The 16190-nt window shown below is 49.0% G+C and carries 19 protein-coding genes and 1 tRNA gene; 12 read left to right on the forward strand and 8 right to left on the reverse strand.

The features are described 5' to 3' along the window. Position 1 precedes the first annotated feature (1 nt). On the reverse strand, positions 2-646 hold the full coding sequence (trmB, locus tag KBY68_RS09690) for a tRNA (guanosine(46)-N7)-methyltransferase TrmB (protein WP_255096975.1): 645 nt from the start codon (positions 644-646) through the stop codon (positions 2-4). Positions 647-678: 32 nt separating this feature from the next. Beyond that, positions 679-1929, reverse strand: a complete 1251-nt coding sequence (locus KBY68_RS09695; protein ID WP_106500435.1) for an FIST signal transduction protein — start codon at positions 1927-1929, stop codon at positions 679-681. Between the two features lie 89 nt (positions 1930-2018). Between KBY68_RS09695 and KBY68_RS09700 the strand changes: the two genes are divergently transcribed. The 3 genes from KBY68_RS09700 (at position 2019) to KBY68_RS09710 (ending at position 3374) form a co-directional block, all read left to right on the forward strand. Then, positions 2019-2627, forward strand: coding sequence for a DUF3177 family protein (locus KBY68_RS09700; RefSeq protein ID WP_255096991.1), 609 nt, complete (start codon positions 2019-2021; stop codon positions 2625-2627). Between the two features lie 64 nt (positions 2628-2691). After that, positions 2692-2937 (forward strand): FitA-like ribbon-helix-helix domain-containing protein, encoded by a 246-nt coding sequence (locus KBY68_RS09705; protein WP_255096976.1) that lies wholly within the window; start codon positions 2692-2694, stop codon positions 2935-2937. Positions 2938-2939: 2 nt separating this feature from the next. Then, positions 2940-3374 carry a type II toxin-antitoxin system VapC family toxin gene (locus tag KBY68_RS09710; protein WP_255096977.1) on the forward strand — a complete coding sequence of 145 codons (435 nt, stop codon included), beginning with the start codon at positions 2940-2942 and terminating at the stop codon, positions 3372-3374. Between the two features lie 5 nt (positions 3375-3379). On the opposite strand, the gene ileS is transcribed toward KBY68_RS09710, so the two are convergent. Next, positions 3380-6691, reverse strand: coding sequence for an isoleucine--tRNA ligase (gene ileS / locus KBY68_RS09715; protein WP_255096978.1), 3312 nt, complete (start codon positions 6689-6691; stop codon positions 3380-3382). 51 nt (positions 6692-6742) lie between these two features. Between ileS and KBY68_RS09720 the strand changes: the two genes are divergently transcribed. The 3 genes from KBY68_RS09720 to crtR all read left to right on the forward strand — a co-directional run bounded on the left by KBY68_RS09720 (position 6743) and on the right by crtR (position 8489). Continuing rightward, positions 6743-6824, forward strand: a tRNA-Leu gene (locus KBY68_RS09720). Positions 6825-6900: 76 nt separating this feature from the next. After that, the gene (locus KBY68_RS09725; RefSeq protein ID WP_106500431.1) at positions 6901-7485 is read left to right on the forward strand and encodes a hypothetical protein; all 585 of its coding nucleotides are present in this window, start codon (positions 6901-6903) and stop codon (positions 7483-7485) included. A 23-nt stretch (positions 7486-7508) separates the two neighbouring features. Then, entirely contained in the window at positions 7509-8489 is a 981-nt protein-coding gene (gene crtR / locus KBY68_RS09730; RefSeq protein WP_255096979.1) for a beta-carotene hydroxylase, read from the forward strand. On the opposite strand, the gene gatC is transcribed toward crtR, so the two are convergent. Together gatC and KBY68_RS09740 are read right to left on the reverse strand one after the other, a co-directional pair. Further along, positions 8486-8779, reverse strand: coding sequence for an Asp-tRNA(Asn)/Glu-tRNA(Gln) amidotransferase subunit GatC (gene gatC / locus KBY68_RS09735; protein ID WP_255096980.1), 294 nt, complete (start codon positions 8777-8779; stop codon positions 8486-8488). The genes crtR and gatC overlap by 4 nt on opposite strands. Beyond that, entirely contained in the window at positions 8776-9555 is a 780-nt protein-coding gene (locus KBY68_RS09740; RefSeq protein ID WP_255096981.1) for a creatininase family protein, read from the reverse strand. Before KBY68_RS09740 ends, gatC begins: the two co-directional genes overlap by 4 nt. 62 nt (positions 9556-9617) lie before the next feature. Here KBY68_RS09740 and KBY68_RS09745 point away from each other — a divergent pair, with 62 nt between their 5' ends. Beyond that, complete coding sequence (locus KBY68_RS09745; RefSeq protein WP_106501043.1) at positions 9618-9923, forward strand: DUF6679 family protein; 306 nt, start codon at positions 9618-9620, stop codon at positions 9921-9923. On the opposite strand, the gene KBY68_RS09750 is transcribed toward KBY68_RS09745, so the two are convergent. Beyond that, complete coding sequence (locus KBY68_RS09750) at positions 9920-10057, reverse strand: DUF8629 family protein (RefSeq protein WP_255096983.1); 138 nt, start codon at positions 10055-10057, stop codon at positions 9920-9922. The genes KBY68_RS09745 and KBY68_RS09750 overlap by 4 nt on opposite strands. A 245-nt stretch (positions 10058-10302) precedes the next feature. Between KBY68_RS09750 and KBY68_RS09755 the strand changes: the two genes are divergently transcribed. Next, positions 10303-11256 carry a hypothetical protein gene (locus tag KBY68_RS09755; RefSeq protein WP_255096984.1) on the forward strand — a complete coding sequence of 318 codons (954 nt, stop codon included), beginning with the start codon at positions 10303-10305 and terminating at the stop codon, positions 11254-11256. Further along, a complete protein-coding gene (locus tag KBY68_RS09760) occupies positions 11231-12043 on the forward strand; it encodes a class II aldolase/adducin family protein (protein ID WP_255096985.1) in 813 nt (270 codons plus the stop codon). Before KBY68_RS09755 ends, KBY68_RS09760 begins: the two co-directional genes overlap by 26 nt. Before the next feature lie 6 nt (positions 12044-12049). Here KBY68_RS09760 and KBY68_RS09765 read toward each other — a convergent pair whose 3' ends face one another. Further along, the gene (locus tag KBY68_RS09765) at positions 12050-13042 is read right to left on the reverse strand and encodes an SDR family NAD(P)-dependent oxidoreductase (RefSeq protein ID WP_255096986.1); all 993 of its coding nucleotides are present in this window, start codon (positions 13040-13042) and stop codon (positions 12050-12052) included. Between the two features lie 585 nt (positions 13043-13627). On the opposite strand from KBY68_RS09765, the gene KBY68_RS09770 reads away from it, so the two are divergent. From KBY68_RS09770 to KBY68_RS09780, 3 genes are read left to right on the forward strand one after another with little or no spacing between them, the layout of a single operon-like run. Continuing rightward, positions 13628-14437 carry a hypothetical protein gene (locus tag KBY68_RS09770; protein ID WP_255096987.1) on the forward strand — a complete coding sequence of 270 codons (810 nt, stop codon included), beginning with the start codon at positions 13628-13630 and terminating at the stop codon, positions 14435-14437. Next, positions 14430-15317, forward strand: coding sequence for a sulfotransferase domain-containing protein (locus KBY68_RS09775; protein WP_255096988.1), 888 nt, complete (start codon positions 14430-14432; stop codon positions 15315-15317). The genes KBY68_RS09770 and KBY68_RS09775 overlap by 8 nt, the downstream gene beginning before the upstream one ends. Further along, complete coding sequence (locus tag KBY68_RS09780; RefSeq protein ID WP_255096989.1) at positions 15310-15858, forward strand: GNAT family N-acetyltransferase; 549 nt, start codon at positions 15310-15312, stop codon at positions 15856-15858. Before KBY68_RS09775 ends, KBY68_RS09780 begins: the two co-directional genes overlap by 8 nt. 7 nt (positions 15859-15865) lie before the next feature. On the opposite strand, the gene KBY68_RS09785 is transcribed toward KBY68_RS09780, so the two are convergent. Next, on the reverse strand, positions 15866-16190 hold a 325-nt coding region (locus tag KBY68_RS09785), incomplete at its 5' end, for a PqqD family protein (protein WP_315855661.1).

Consider the following 16190-nt stretch of genomic DNA (forward strand, 5'->3'; position numbering starts at 1 on the left):
CTTACAACGGTTGGATTATGGAGGCAGAGCTTCTGCTAAACAGCCTGCGATAAACGGGAAGTTTTTTATCGAGCACCTGGGCCTCCCGTTCAGTGGCGAGGCAAAAGGGATTTGTTTCCAGCCAAGTGCCGCCATCTAAGGGATAAAAGGCACCACTATTAGCTACTGCTTCCAGCATCAATTGGATCACCTGGGGCACATCACTCTGCAGAAATAATTGGCCATCAGGGGCCATGGCAGCGGCTAATGAAGCAATTAATTCCGGCTGCACCATTCGGCGTTTGTGGTGGCGTTTTTTAAACCATGGGTCGGGATATTGGATTGTTACTAGTGTTAATAGGTTTGCTGGTAATTTAGTAAGCCAATTTTCAAGGCTGATATTTGCATTGCAAAATAGAAAACGTAGATTATTAATTTCAAGCCTTTTTTGATCGGCATCAGCTAAATCAACTAGGGGCCTCCTAATCTCTAAGCCAAGGTGATTGCGATGGGGCCTTTGGGGTGCAAGCGCTAATAAAAAACGACCCCTGGCGCAGCCGATATCAAGATGAAGAGGTAGGTTTGGATTTTCAAAAAGCTCAGCTATGGAAAGCAGATCGCGTTCCACCTGATAGAAGCTGCTGAGCGGATTTACGTGTTGACGCAAAACAGAATGATGTGATTTATGGGAGGGATTAATTAAGTTTCAGTTGGCTTAGGGCTGGCTACTAAAAATGCCCAGCTAGCTGTGTAGCCATGCATTTGGGTGCTGCCGGCAACCGGGCCGATTTCACCATTGCAAAACAAACCAGCCACAGGGATATCTGGAAAAAGTTCACGGCATAGTCCCACATCTACATTTGCTTCTCCATAAAGGCCCTGGCCGCGGCCGAGGCAAGCAAAAAGCAGTGCGGCTAGGGGTTGTTCGGCCCGTTGTTGTTGAAGGAGAAGTAGATCTTTTAATTCTTGGCGGGAGCTATTGCCATCGCGCACCTGAAATTGCAGTTGCTGGCCGATCCGCAAGCGATCAGCCACGGCAATTGCCCCAAGGCGCGGATCCATGCCCATCAAATTGCGCACTAAAAAAGGCGAAACTTGCGGTGCGGAAGGGTTAGGCATTGCAAAATTTTCCTTGCCTAAACCAACGAATAGGGCATTGCGCAGCAGCTCTCGATCGCTGCTGGGCAGCTCACCAATCAAGCCTTGCAGGGCCGCCAAGGGATTTTGAAGGGCATCCCCTTGGCGCAGTTCGAGCAGCACATTGCGTTGGGCTTGGGCTACTTCAAATACGGGGCCAATGGGGCGGCAACCTTGAGCTACCACTGGATCAAGGCTGTAGGCGCCGCTGATTACACAGCCCACTGCCCCTGAACAAACCTGATCAGCAAAAAACAAACCGCCGTGGTTTGCACTGTGTTGACCAGCTAATCCACCCAGTTTTGCCATGGCTGGATAGCCGTAATCAAGGCCACTGATTAGATCGTTGATGCCACTGCTGGCTGGATCAATCCATATCAACATTGCCCCACCGGCCTCTGGATCAGCCCCAACGGCTTCCATCCATGGTTCCCGGGGGCCATCGAGATCGGGCAGTTGGTTGAGGTTGATTTGAAAAGGGCTCAACTGCGCCCCGGGTAAGCGCATCAGGGTGAGGCTGATGGCGGGGCCATTCTCAATTTCTTGGGGTGCAGCCGCTGCGTTAGTACCGATCACGCCGCCGCCGCAAGCGCCTAGCCAATGGCTGCAACGCAGTTGTTTTTGCAGCAGCGGCAGCAGGCGCGGTAGGTCGCTGGCATAGCTGCTGCTAGCAAACACCAGGGCGAGATCCATTTGGCCTATGCCGGCCAGTTGTTGTGTTAGTTCGGCTACGGCCTGCTCAAGGGAAGGTTGCTGGGAAAGGGCAGTGCGCACCAGCGGACTGGTTTTGCTGCCTTTAAACAGTTGCAGCATGGATGGATAAGTGGTTTTTCGACCTTAATGCCGGTTGTGAATTGATTGCGGATCACGGTGCGGATAATGGCCTCAGCTCAATGTTTTGCATGGCGCTTCCCCTGCTCCGCAGCTTGGTGTGGATGATTTACCGCTTGGAGCTGCTGTTTGCCTTTGGGTTACCACTGGTATTACTGGTGTGGGCAGCGATTAAGCAGGAGCCGGCCCTTGTGCGCTTGCTGAATTTGTATTGGAAAGTGGGCAGCCTTCTAGGCATAACGGTGCTGCTTATGGCAGCTGGCCGGCCATTGGCATTCATAACTGCTTTTGCGTCGCAGCTATTGATTTTGGTGTCGTTGTGGTTTTGGGTGGATCTAAATGAGGAGCTGGCGGATCTACCCCCCTTTCGGCCTTTGCCTTTCACCATGCGGCTGTGGCGCTGGGCGCTATCGCTGTTGTGTGTTTTGGGCTTGGTATTAACTGGCGCTTCATTGGCTTGCGCCTGGGGCCAAGGCGCCCTGTGCGCCCCATGGCTTGAAGCACCGAGCCATTTCCAGGGGTTGCTGGCAGTGGTGTTGGGCTTTTTCTTTGGCGGCCAATGGACACCGGCAGTGTCTGGTTTTCTGGGCTACCTGGGGCTTGCCGCCTACGCGGTGGGCTTAATCCAATGGCTACTGGTGCGGCTACCGCGCCAAGGGCGTTTGGCGGGCGGGTTTTAGAAATGTAAAGCCCCAGCACAGGGCTAGCATTGATTGCATTGATTGCATTGCAACTTTTTGGCCGATGGCTTCACTTACCGTTCGTAATCTCGATGAAACGATTAAATCTCGGCTGCGTCAGCAGGCAGCCCGCCATGGCCGTTCGATGGAGGAAGAAGTTCGCGTAATCCTCAGCAATGCCATCGAGCCTTCTGTTTCAAGCCATGGATTAGGCAGCCGCATAAAAAACCATTTCGCCGATTTAGGCGGCTTGGAGCTGGAGTTACCGCAACGTATCTACAGCCCTGAATCGCCAGATTTGCGCGAGTAGCAGTGGTTTTACTTGATACCAATGTGCTTTCTGAGTTGATGCGCCGCGAGCCTGATTCGGTGGTTTTGGCCTGGGCTGATCAATTAAATCTTGATGACGTAGCAATTACGGCCATGAATGAGGCCGAGATTCTCCATGGCTTGGCCCTCCTGCCGGCAGGAAAGCGTCGTGATTCCCTGCAAGAGAGATGGGAACAACTGGTTTTAAAGATTTTTGCAGGCCGTGTATTCCCTTTTGATCGTGCTGCGGCCCATTGGTATGGAGCACTTTTGGAACAGCGCCATCGCATTGGCAGGCCCATGGCCACGGCTGATGCAGTTATCGCTGCTACGGCTTTGGCCCTAGATGCCACTCTTGCCACGCGTAACACCTCGGATTTTGAAAGGATCGATCTTTCTTTGATTAATCCATGGATCTTGCCTAATGGCAGCATCTAAATAGTTCAAGTTTCCAAAACCTCAACGCATCTGGAGCAGATGCTGGGGTGTTTGGGATGCTCGCCAATATCGGTGCAGTAATGCCAGCAGCGTTCGCATTTTTCACCAGCGGCGCGGGCGATACGCAGGCTGAATTGATCACTGCTGAATTCAGCCAGGATCATGCTTGGGTTTTGCTCGCCAATGTTGTTGCCCCCAATTGTTAATTCACTAACTAATAGCCAATCAGCCAAATTATCCACCGCTGGATATGGGCTACTAGCAAGATTTTTAAGGGCATTGGCGATGGCATCTGCCCGTTCGCCTTGGCCGAGTTCAAGCTGCACCTGGGCTTCTAGGGATGAACCAATACCAACTTCTTTGTTGCGGCAACTTTCAAGTAAACGATTGGTTTGAGAACGCACTTCGATAAGTTCAGTTAGCATTAAATTAAGGCCCAATTGCCGGGGGCCTTTCCATTCAGCTGGCACCTTTGGCCAACCCCTTTGGAATACGGATTTTTCAGCTACTGCATAGGGGAGATTTTGCCAGATATCTTCTGCCATATGACATAAAACCGGCGCGATTATGCCAGCTAAGCGTTCAACAATATGGGCTAACACGGTTTGGCAGCTGCGGCGCCGGTGGCAGCTGGCAGCGCTCACATACAAGCGATCTTTAGCGATATCGAGATAGAAATTAGAAAGATCAACTACGCAAAAATTCTGTAATGCCTGAAAGAAGCGATAGAATTCATAGTTATCAAAATAGTTTGTAATCTCATCGATAACCATGGCGGTGCGATGCAGCATCCATTGATCTAATAATGGCAGGTCTTCGTGGCTAATTGCATCTCTACCCGGCTCAAAATCATGAAGATTACCAAGTAGATATCTGGCGGTATTGCGAACTTTTCGATTTACATCGCCCAGCTGCTTAAGGATTCCTGAGCCGAGGGGTACGTCGGCGGAGTAATCAACTGAACTAACCCACAGCCTCAGTACATCTGCCCCATAGGGGGGGTCTTGTTTTTCATTTTTACCACCTTCAATAATTACAGCTGGATCAACTACATTGCCCAAGGATTTGCTCATTTTACGACCCTTTTCATCCAACACAAAGCCATGGGTGAGCACCTTGCGGTAGGGGGCCTTGCCGCTCACCGCTACGGAGGTGAGCAAACTGCTTTGAAACCAGCCGCGATGTTGATCGGTGCCTTCGAGGTAGAGATCAGCGGGATAGTTCAGCTCTGGATTTGCGTTTAGCACCCCAGCCCATGAGGAGCCGGAATCAAACCACACGTCCATGGTGTCGGTTCCCTTGCGCCATTGGCTCGCCTCATCGGCGTAGCTTTTGGGCAGAAGATCTGCTTCTTCCCGCTCCCACCACACGTTGGAGCCGTGTTCAGCGATCAGGGCTTGAATGTGGTTGAGGGTGTTGCTATTTAATAAAACTTCGCCGCTGCTGCGGTGATAAAAAACAGGAATTGGCACACCCCAAGTGCGTTGGCGGCTGATGCACCAATCGCCACGATCTTTCACCATGCCTTCAATTCGATTGCGGCCGCTGCTGGGTACCCATTCCACGGCATCTATGGCATCTAATGCTTGGCTACGGAAACCATCTAAGGAAGCAAACCACTGTTCAGTAGCGCGGAATATGGTGGGTTTTTGAGTGCGCCAATCATAGGGATAACGGTGTTGATAGGCCTCTTCTGCTAATAGGGCATGGGCTTCTTTAAGGGCGCTGATTATGGTTGAGTTTGCGTCTTTTAATACGTTGAGGCCAGCGAAAGGGCCCGCTTCTGCTGTGAGGTTGCCGCTTTCATCTACAACGCATAAAACAGGCAGGTTGTAGCTTTTTGCTGTATTGAAATCATCCACACCATGGCCCGGAGCAGTGTGCACAAGGCCGGTGCCGGTTTCAGTGGTGATGTAGTCGCCACCAATTACCATTGGGCTGAGCCGATTAAAAAGGGGATGGCGATAACTAGTGCCCTCTAGATCACTACCTTTAACTGTTAATAAACACTCAAGATTTAAAGCTAGTTTTTCACATAAACCATCAACTAGTTCCGCTGCCACAATCAGGTTGCGACCCTGGCCATCGGCGCAGAGGGAGTAGTTGAGGGAACCGTTAACTGCAATGGCTAAGTTGGCGGGCAATGTCCAGGGGGTGGTGGTCCAAATTGCCACTTGCAGATTTTCAAGGCCAAGGCCAGCGGCTGTGAGGCTTGCTTGTAGAGCTGCGCTGGGCTCCGCCACGGGGAAGGCCACATAAACACTGGGGGAGATGTGGCCGTCGGGGTATTCCAATTCGGCTTCTGCCAGGGCCGTGCGGGAGCTGGGGCTCCAATGCACGGGCTTGAGGCCGCGATAGATAAAACCAGCCAGCACCATCTGGCCAAAAACATCGATTTGGGCTGCTTCGTAGTTTTTTTGCAGGGTTAGGTAGGGGCTATCCCAATCCGCCCAAATACCCCAACGGCGAAAGCCTTGCTTTTGCAACTCCACCTGTTCAAGGGCAAAGGCATGGGCGCGGCGGCGTAGATCAAGGGGGCTAAGGCCCTGGCGCTCCGATTGGCTGATGCCTTGGAGCACTTTTAATTCGATCGGCAGGCCATGGCAATCCCAGCCGGGCACAAAGCGTGCCCGCTTGCCTTGCATCAATTGATATTTATTGATGATGTCTTTAAGGGTTTTGTTTAAGGCATGGCCCACATGCAGGGCGCCATTGGCGTAAGGGGGGCCGTCGTGGAGGGTGAATTGCGCTCCGGGGTTATGGCGGCTCAGTTGTTCGTATAGGCCAAGTTCTTGCCAGAAGGCCTGCAATTCAGGTTCGCGGCTTTTGGCATTAGCCCGCATGGAGAAAGGCGTCTCCAGCAGGTTGAGGCTGTCTTTGTAGGAGATTTCGCTGGCCTTCAACTCTGCGCTGGCATTGAGCTGCTGATTATCTACGCGCACCCATTTTTTGCTAACTACTGGCTTTTGTTGGCGTTGGCTGAACAGCCCAGCAACGCTGCGCCTAAGGGTTTCAAACTTTTCACGCCGATGCACAGGATCAGCCAGCTGATCTTTTTGTTCAGGGCTTAGTTGCTGCCAGCGGTTGGTTGCCACTTCGCTGCCGAGGCGGCCGATCAGTAAGCCGCCGCACAGCACGGCCAGCATTGGCGCCCCCCGCAGGCGCTCGGCGCTGGTGATGAGCACAAGGCCAAGCAAGAGCAGCAGGGCTGCCCAAAAGCTGTCGCGGGGGCGCGTGAGATCGCTGCTCAGCAGGGGAAGAAACAGCAACAAAAGGCCAGCAATGAGGGCCAGCGCACCAAGCAAATTGGCCAGCAAGGGGTTGGTTAAGGCTTTTGATATTCAAGCGCTGTTTAGAGTTACCGATACGCCCACCTGGCGGAATCGGTAGACGCGCTGGTTTTAGGTACCAGTGGCTTAGGTCGTGGGGGTTCAAGTCCCCCGGTGGGCATAAATCTAAAATAAATATGTAGCTAGTCGCAGCAGTAGACCCAGCAGTCCATTGTTGGTATCTATGGGGTACTGCCTTGGCGGCGCGGGCACTGCTGGCTTTATTGGTGGCCTTGATGGCCCTTGGCGAAGGCTTGGCAAAGCCGATCAGGTTTCACCAAATGGGCAGCGGGTTTGCCGCACCCGTGCCAGCCAGTTGGGAGCATTTGCAGCAGCTGGAATTTCGCTTGGCCTTGCATGGGGTGAAGGTGGTGCACTCCAGCCGCTGCCCGAAGGGGCTGGAGGGCCTCTACGACCACCGCATCGGCCAGGTGTTGATGTGTAAAAACACAATGCCGGCCCAGGCTGAAATCCACTGGAACACCCTTGCCCATGAAGCCGTTCATGTGATGCAGATCTGCCGCCAGTCGGCGCCGCTTTCAAAGGGCTTGGATCAGTTGCAGCAAAAGATGTTGGATTCCACCCCGGCACCAGAAAAGCTGCATATTCTCTCGGCCTATCCCCCGGAACAAAGGCTTTATGAGTTGGAGGCCCGCTGGGTGGCAAATACCTTTCCACCAGAAACGGTGATGGCCCTATTGGATTTGAGCTGTGGTCGGCCCGGTCGCCGCCAGCCCACCCACACATTGCTGCCCCAGCTAATGGCTAAGGAAAACGGTTAAAATCAATTTTCTGGCTCGCTGAGATGGGCGACTCCGCAGCACTGCGATCGGTGCCCCGCGATTTGGTGGGTTTACCACCTGCATGGAATCCCACCGTTGGATTGTTCATCGGTGGCTACCTGCTGGCGGCCCTCACTATTTGGGGTTGGTTTATGGGCCACTGGCCGCTGGCTGTGTTGGTTTTAACCGGTTTTCTTGCCCTGCACCTAGAGGGCACTGTTATTCACGACGCCTGCCATAACGCCGCCCATCCAAACCGCTTTATCAATGCCTTCATGGGCCATGGCGCGGCCTTGCTACTGGGATTTAGCTTCCCGGTATTTACAAGGGTGCACCTACAACACCACGCCCATGTAAATGATCCAAAGCATGATCCCGACCATATTGTTTCAACATTTGGCCCACTTTGGTTGATAGCACCAAGGTTTTTTTACCACGAATACTTCTTTTTTCAGAGGCGTTTATGGCGTAGATATGAATTATTTGAATGGGCCCTAGCACGCACGATTTTTGTTTTGATAGTTGTTGCTGCAGCCCGCGGCGGCTTTTTGCAATTTATTTTTAATTGTTGGTTTGCTCCAGCTTTGATGGTTGGTGTAACACTTGGTTTGTTTTTTGATTATCTACCCCACCGACCATTCCGCTCAAGAAATCGCTGGCACAACGCCAGGGTTTACCCAGGCAAAACGATGAATATATTAATTATGGGGCAAAATTATCACCTGGTTCATCACCTGTGGCCATCGATCCCTTGGTTTTTATATCAAAAGGCCTATGGGGCAACAAAACCGCTGCTAGATAAGCGTGGTTCACCCCAAAGGATTGGCATATTTGAAACTTTTGAAGATTTCGGTAACTTTTTATACGACATACTTTTGGGTATTAGAAGCCACAGCCGCAACCGCTCTAAATTGCGTTGGCTTGCAGCTTTAATGCCTGGTTTTAGTAATAAAAGAAAATTGATATCACTGCTTCACAAAACATCAGTAGGCCCTAGGCCTTAATCGGCCATTATTTTTGGAACCCTAAAGAAATCACCCTCCCTTTCTGGCGCTAGATCTAGTAATTCCTCGCGTACATCAGTATTGGTAACTATATCTTCTCTGCACACATTCACAACTTCCACCGCCCGGGTGGTGGGGGCCACATCAGTGGTGTCTATTTCCTCTAGCTGAGCAACAAAATCAATGATTTCCTCCAGCTGTGGAGTGAAGGTTTCAATGGTGTGCTCAGGTAAATCCAAGCGTGCCAGCTGGGCAACCTTGCGAACGTCGTTGGCGCTGATGCGGCTCATGGGTTTAGGAATTCTTCTAGATCTTTACAGAGGGCGGTGGCAGCTAGATCCAGCAGCCGTTCACCATGGCTTGCTTTAGCTAGGAAAGGATCGGAACCCATGCGGCCATCGGGGTGGCGGCGGCGGAAATCATCGGGGCCATGGATCGGCCCGGCGGGGGCGGCTTCCGGCAGGGGCCGTTGCAGTTGCTCCAGGCTGGGTTCGAGGTAGAGGGTGAGGGCAATTTCGCTTGGCGTGGCGTGGTGACCTTCCCGATCGCCATAGAGCTCCCTTGCTTCCCGCATTACGGGGCCTGCCATAAACCAATTGGCAAGCCGGCATTGCAGTTGAGCTGCAGCTGGTAAACCACGTTTGCGCGCCTCCCCATAGGCCTCAGCAAAGGCAGCGCGGCTGGTGGCGATATTGCCGCCATGGCCATTGATCACAAAAATTCTTTCAAAACCATGGCCGGCTAAGGAGAGCACCACATCCCGCATCACGGCCATGAGGGTGCTGGGTTGCAGGCTGATGGTGCCTGGAAAAGCGAGGTGATGTTCGGCCATGCCAAAGGCCTGGGCTGGGGTTACGAGCACACCAGTGCGGCAACCAACCTCAAGGGCAACAGCTTCTGCGGTGAGGGCATCGGTGCCGATGGCACCAGTGGGACCGTGCTGTTCGGTGGAACCTAGGGGCACGATTACGCCTTTGCAGCGTTGCAGGTAGGTTTCCACTTCAGGCCAACTGCGCAGTTGCAGGCGGATCGCTTCTGTGGTTAAGGCTGGTGATGTTGTTGTCATCGCTGCGGAATAGTGGCGTTACCTCCCTAGGATGCAGCCAGCGCGCGGGAGCGCCTTGGCCAATGTTGCAACGAAAGCTCTATCAGTTCAGCGCAGAACAGCGCCCGGTTTGGGTGTTTCTGCGGGACCAGCAACGCTGGATCGAACAGGCTCGAATCCTTGAGATCGAAGGTGATTGCGTCACTTTGCGTTACGACGCTGAGGAGGAAGACGAACTGCACAGTTGGGAGGAAATCGTGCGGATCGATTCAATCGGTGCGGTGAGCACCCGACTCGCTTTCTTCAGCCGCAGCGCTGCTTCCGAAGACTTGATGGTGGCCGAACAAGACGAATGTCCAGAGGCGGAACAGCTAAAACCCCAGCCCTAGTGGGCGGTGCCGTTGCCGTCGTAGGAATCGGTGTTGTAAAAGCCGCCGGTGTTGCCAAAAACCACAAGGCTGATGCTGAAGAGCACTGCCAGCAGTGGTAGGAGCTGGGCAAGGGTGATCCCGTTTGATTCCATTGGGCAGCGGTGGGATGATGTTTTAATCATTCTGGCGCTTAAACCCGTGGTTGGTTGCAGCGTTGGGTGTGGGTTTTAGGTTTATGGCAATTCCTTCAGCCTCTTTAAGCAAACAGAAACGCAGGCTTTTGTGTTTGTTGTTTGGCCTTATTTTGGTGATGAGCAGCGCTATTGCCCATGGGGCATTCGCTGCCCATCAAGGGGCACCTGATGAGAGAAATACCACGATCCAACCGGCGCAAACGGTGGCGCAGGCAAAACAAGCTGGTCTGATTCCGGTTGGGATGCATATGGAATTGGAAAGAATTTATCAAGTTTCAATCGCCGAACAAAGTTTTATGGCAGATGGATTCATTTCTATGAATTTACCCAAGCAAATTGCTAATAAAATAGCTAATTATGGGCCAGAAAATAAATGCTTTACTTTTGAAAATAGCCTAGATGTAAATCAACATTTAAGTATTTTGCCATACTCCAATAGCGCTGATTCTAAAATTGGCTATGAATTCACCGGTAAGTTTGCGATGGTGGACCATCAGCAGCACCGCCGTAATCCATTTGGCAGGCTGAAATTAGAGGTTATTGTTGCGCCTACTTGTAGCTTGGCTTATTCGCGCCAGAAAGTTGCCCTGGTATTTGATCCCGAGGCTAAAGAGTTAATTGGCAGTAAAGTTTTAGTTGAAAATCTGGAGCTGCCAATTGGCTATGCATTAGTTGATTCAAAGCTGCAATCACGAATTAAACAGTGGCCTGGCGTTTCTTATTCATGGCTTGTGGCTGCCATAACGCTATCAACATCGGCATGGGCTAGCTTTTTCCGTTGGGTACTTCCATTGCTAGTGGTTATGGCAATTGTAATTATGGCACCATCATTGGGAAGCAGATATTTTGAAGCCCGCATAAGTATTCCATCGGCGTCACTGCTAACGCTTGTGTTTTTACATGATGCTTACCGCAGTGATCTGCCAAGTTTTCCATACTTAACTTATTTAGATCGGCTCTACCTCTATTCATATATTGTATGCCTTGTTATGGTTATTTTATTTGTTCTCGATGCATTTCATAGCTGGTCTGAGAGGCCAGTATTGAATATTAATTTACCATTTTTTGTTATAAAAACAATTTCATTTGAGCAGTTGGTTCAAGCTTTGTGCGTGATAGGTTTATTTCTGGTTGCTACTGTTTGTTGGTATGTATGAAATTGATGGGGTTCCGCTCACCCCAAAGCAACTGAAGAAATTTGCACCACCAGTTTTTTCTGATCTAAAACAGGAAAGGCAACATCGTAAGCAGCGCTTAGTGGGTGCACTAAGGATATTTGGTGCTCTGGGTTTTGGTGAGGGTGTGGCTGGTCATATCACGGCTCGGGATCCGGAATATACAGATCATTTTTGGGTAAACCCATTTGCGATGTCTTTTAAGAAAGTGCGTATTAGTGATTTGTTATTAGTAAATCATAGCGGCGATGTTGTGATTGGTGAATTGCCTGTTAATCGTGCTGCATTTGTATTGCATTCAGCGATCCATCAAAGAAGGCCAGAAGTGATAGCAGCAGCCCATGCCCATTCACCCTATGGCAAGGCATTCTCAAGCCTTGGTAAGCAGCTTGATCCAATTACCCAAGATGCATGCAGTTTTTATAAGCAGCATCAATTGATTTCAGTTGATGGCGGCAGGGTGGTGCTTGAAGCAGAATCTGCAAATTGCTTTGCAGATAATTTCTTAGCTGGAAAAGCTGCGATTCATCAAAACCACGGTTTATTTACGGTTGGTGAAACAATAGATTCAGCTGCTTTTTGGTTTATTGCCATGGAGCGTTGCTGCCAAGCGCAGCTATTAGCAGAAGCTGCTGGAACGCCAAAATTAATAAGAGATGAATGGGCAAGTTATACAAGCCAGCAAATCGGCAATGAACTTGCTGGTTGGTATGGCTTTCAATCATTTTGGGAGGAGATAAAAGCAACGGATATCGATATGTTTGATTAAGTTGCTTTATGCGATGGAGGCATTGATCTGCTTTGCACTTAGCTGCCAAAGTTTTTCAGCAAGTTTAAGGCAACTAGCCTCTGGGCTTGGATCTGTTTGTTTGAATTCTAATTTACCTAGCCCAATCACACGATTACACCAATATTGAAATTTAGTAGTTTCCAATTGCTTCTCGGTGGCTAGATTTGCTAGCAGTTTTCCAGCGCCTTCTGTTGTTTCACAAATGCGCAATAGATCGCGGGCAATAAATGCAAATATGGTTTGACCAATGGGATTTTGTTTACGGCTATAGCGAAAAAAACCTTCATTACTGCGTGGGATTACTAGGCCCGGGCTCCATGCTATTACTGTTATTGGGGTTGAATTTGTTGAATGATTGTGTGCAATATATTGAGCCATTAATAAGTTGCAGAGTTTACTATCTTTATAGGCTTTTTCTGCGTTGAAGATATTGCCGCCATCAAGCATTAGTGCGCCGGCCCCTTGTTGTAAACCATGGAGATCTGCAAGGCCAGCGGGAGCGCCAACTTTGCCGCCTGGGCTTTGGGGATCATGAACTTCAGAAGCAGTAATTATTAAACGCGGGCTTTTGCTTAATTGTAGTAAGGGCAATAGTTGCTCTAGGAGTGCTTGATGGGCTAAGTGATTTACTGCAATTGTGAGTTCAAATCCTTGCTTAGACCATTGCGGCTGCTTGCTGCCGCTGTATTGCAGGCCGGCATTAAGCACTAAGGTATCTATTGGGTTCCCCGTAATTAATAGCTCTTTAGCACAACTTGCAACGCTAGTTAAATCAGCCAGATCGCAGATGGGCGTTTGAACCATTTCTGCGCTACCACCGATACGTTGATTTAATTTTGCTGCTGTTTCGCTATTTCGGCAGGGCATTGTTAGGTGATGGCCTGCGCGCTGCAATTGAAGCGCAGCTTCTAGGCCAATGCCAGAACTAGCTCCAGTGATTAGAATATGCTTCTTTGCTATTTGCGAAGTTGCGATCATTTTAGGCTATGCTTGAGAAAAGTATTTCTATTCTATTATGAATCTTTCTGGAACCGTGAATTTTGCTAGTTTAACCGGAATCATTCTTCTAATGTTTTCGCTGCCAGCCGCGTTAGCGGCTGCTATGCAGATACGCTTTTTAATTGGTTGCCGCAAAGAAAGAACAGCTGCAATTATATTTGCAACAGTTTTGCAGTTTATATATTTATTTGCTCGTTTATTGGGCCTGCCTTTAATTGGTGGAATTTTATTTTTCCAGGGTTGGAAACTGGAGCCAATATTTGGCTTTGCATTTTTCCTTTTGGGGCTTGCTTATATCAGTGAGCTCGTAATAAATTTCAAGAGCCAAAGGGATTCCTGGCGCTTACGAAAAAATCTGAGTAACCCCCAAGCCAGGAGTATTTAAGCTTGAGCACTTTAAACTTCCAATGTCAATCATTTGGGTTTAATCTGGCAAGTGATATTCCGCTGCCCGAATTAAGCGAAAAGTTGTTAATCGCTAAGGAGCAAAACAGTATATCTGTAGTTAGTGGAAACTATGAAAACTGGCCTTCCATAGAAGTTAGTCCCCACAGCACACAATGCTTGCAGCTTGCAGCTAATGAATGGCGTTTAGCTTTAGAGAGCATTGGTTGGTTTCGTGCGGCAGCTGGTGAATCGCTTGAATATCAACGCTGGGATGACAGTGTTAGTAATCGTGATTTGCGCACTTTCTTGGTAACAAGTGGCCTTGGCGCATTGGCGATTCAGCGAGCTTGCCTGGTGCTGCACGGCACGGCCTTAGAACGTAATGGTGAAGCTGTATTGCTCTTGGGGCGCCCAGCCATAGGAAAATCAACTTTGAGCTGGTGTTTACAGCAGCACGGCTGGCAACTTATTAGTAGTGAAATTGTAGTTGTGGATAAAAATATGAAAATTTGGCCGGGTGTTCAACAATTAAAACTTTGGCATGATGCTGCACTTGCCCTTGATTTGGATTGGCAGCAATTGCCTTTAGTGCGGCGAGGGCTGAAACGCTATGCATTGTTAGGAAATCAATTGAACTGCCTTGAATCAGCTGCTCCATTGCGTTGTATCTATCAATTGATGCGTGAGCGGCAACAGAGCAAAAGCGAGGCAGATGTTTTGGCATCATCAATAAAAAGTTCTCAGGCATTTAGCCAGCAGCACGCTTTGCTCGTGCTACGAAATAATGCATTTCATGCCAGGGTTGTACGCGGCATGGAGTGTGAGCAGCAATTATTTATGCAGGCATCGGCATTGGCCCGTTCAGTTCCTATCTACACATTACGTGTTCCCGATGGTATCAGTGCTATGAAAAATGCATGCGCAATGGTGGATTTGTTGGATCCAGCTTCTTTTCAGGAATTTAATAAGGGTGAAAGTGATGCTTGAACAAAAGCATGGTTATTGGTATTTGGCTTCCTATCCCAAATCAGGTAATACGTGGTGCCGTGTTTTTATTACTGAATTATTGAGGCTAGCTGGCGAGGAGCATGAGGCAGAGCTTGATTTAAATAAGGATATTGAAACTGGCGCCATTGCTTCATCACGCTTATGGCTTGATGATCAGTTAGGCGTGAATAGCTGTGATCTAAGTTTTAGCGAATTGGATCCATTGAGAGGCAGTGCCGGGCAAACAGCATGGTTATTTGCCGAAGGTGAAAGGTTTCATAAAGTTCATGATGCTTTTAAATCTCCCGATTCTCGCAACCGCCCTGTTGTAAGTACAGCAGGTTGCCTGGGCGCTGTTTATATCATGCGGCATCCAGAAGATGTGGCTGTATCACTGAGTCATTTTTTTTCTTGGCCGCTAGAGCGTTGCGTTCAATTTATGCTCGATCCCTCAGCAGCTCTAGTGCCATCTGAACGGATTGGGGGGCATCAGGTGCGTCAGCATATGGGCCGCTGGGATCAACATGTGTGCTCCTGGGCGGATCAACAGCAGTTGCCAGTATTAATAATTAGATATGAGGATATGCTGGGAAATGGTTTAACAACTTTTGCTAAATTAGCTAGGTTTCTTTGCTTGCCTGATGATCATGGTTTAGTAAATCAAGCCCTTGATAATACCTCGATTGATAAATTAAAACAACTAGAAGAGAAAGTTGGTGGTTTTGCTGAGAAGCCAGAGGGGTGCAACCGCTTCTTTCGATCTGGCAGAAGTGGTGAGGGTGCTGAGCAGCTGAGTATTCCCCAGCGCCAACAACTAGCAGCTGAAATGGCTGATGTAATGAAACGCTTTGCTTATGAAGGAGTAGAAGATGATGTGTGAATTTAGTGTTGAATATGTTTTTGGTAGCCTTGATAAGGCCCTTGCCGCTGAACTAATTGATTTTTGGAACCTTAATCAGGCTTCTTATCAGGCTGAACTAAAGAGTTTTAGATCGCATGGCGATTTGAGTGAAATAGAGCCACTCTTAAGCAAGCAAAAGGTGTTACGAAGGCAGCCAGGCGCTATTGCTCGAGATCAAGAAGGATCCATTATTGGAGTGGTATTTGTTGTTTTTAGGGAATTAGAATCTCACCTTAATTTAGGAAGCCATGCTTATTTTCAGCGTATGTATGTGTTGCCGCAAGCTAGATCAAGCCGTTTAGCGAATCAACTGTATAAAATATTTCTGCAGGGTTTTATTGATTCCGTTGAATTGCGTGATCATAGGGCTTCTACTCTGATGTCAGAAAATATTAATCCGGGGTTGCAGGAGGGATTTATGAGACGTTATTTTGCAAGACTAGGTTTTAAAATGCTTGGTTCTAATCAGCTTGGGGGTGAGGTGTGGTTATTGAAATTACGCAATCAGTTTATATTTTGAGATTGGTTTATTCCGCAACTATTACTATAATATTTTTATTTATAGCTTGCTCCAGCCAGTAAGTTGTTTCTTGTATGCAAATTGATCGTTCAACATTAAATTCAGCGCATAGTAGATCGCATATTTGATTCAGGGTTTGTGTTGAGTGCAGAGCTTGCCATATGGCAGAACCAGTTTCATTTAGAACGAGGTAATCGCAAGTTTTACTTTGGAAGAGTGTTATTTGATCATCCAATTCACTAAATACAACGGCGGGATGCTGCTTGAATCGCTTTGTGTTTGGGCTTTGATGTTGTTGAGTGTCCATATTAAAAAAGCTTAATAGATTGTAG

The sequence above is a fragment of the Synechococcus lacustris Maggiore-St4-Slac genome (genome assembly GCF_024345595.1).
Lineage (GTDB): Bacteria > Cyanobacteriota > Cyanobacteriia > PCC-6307 > Cyanobiaceae > Synechococcus_D > Synechococcus_D lacustris.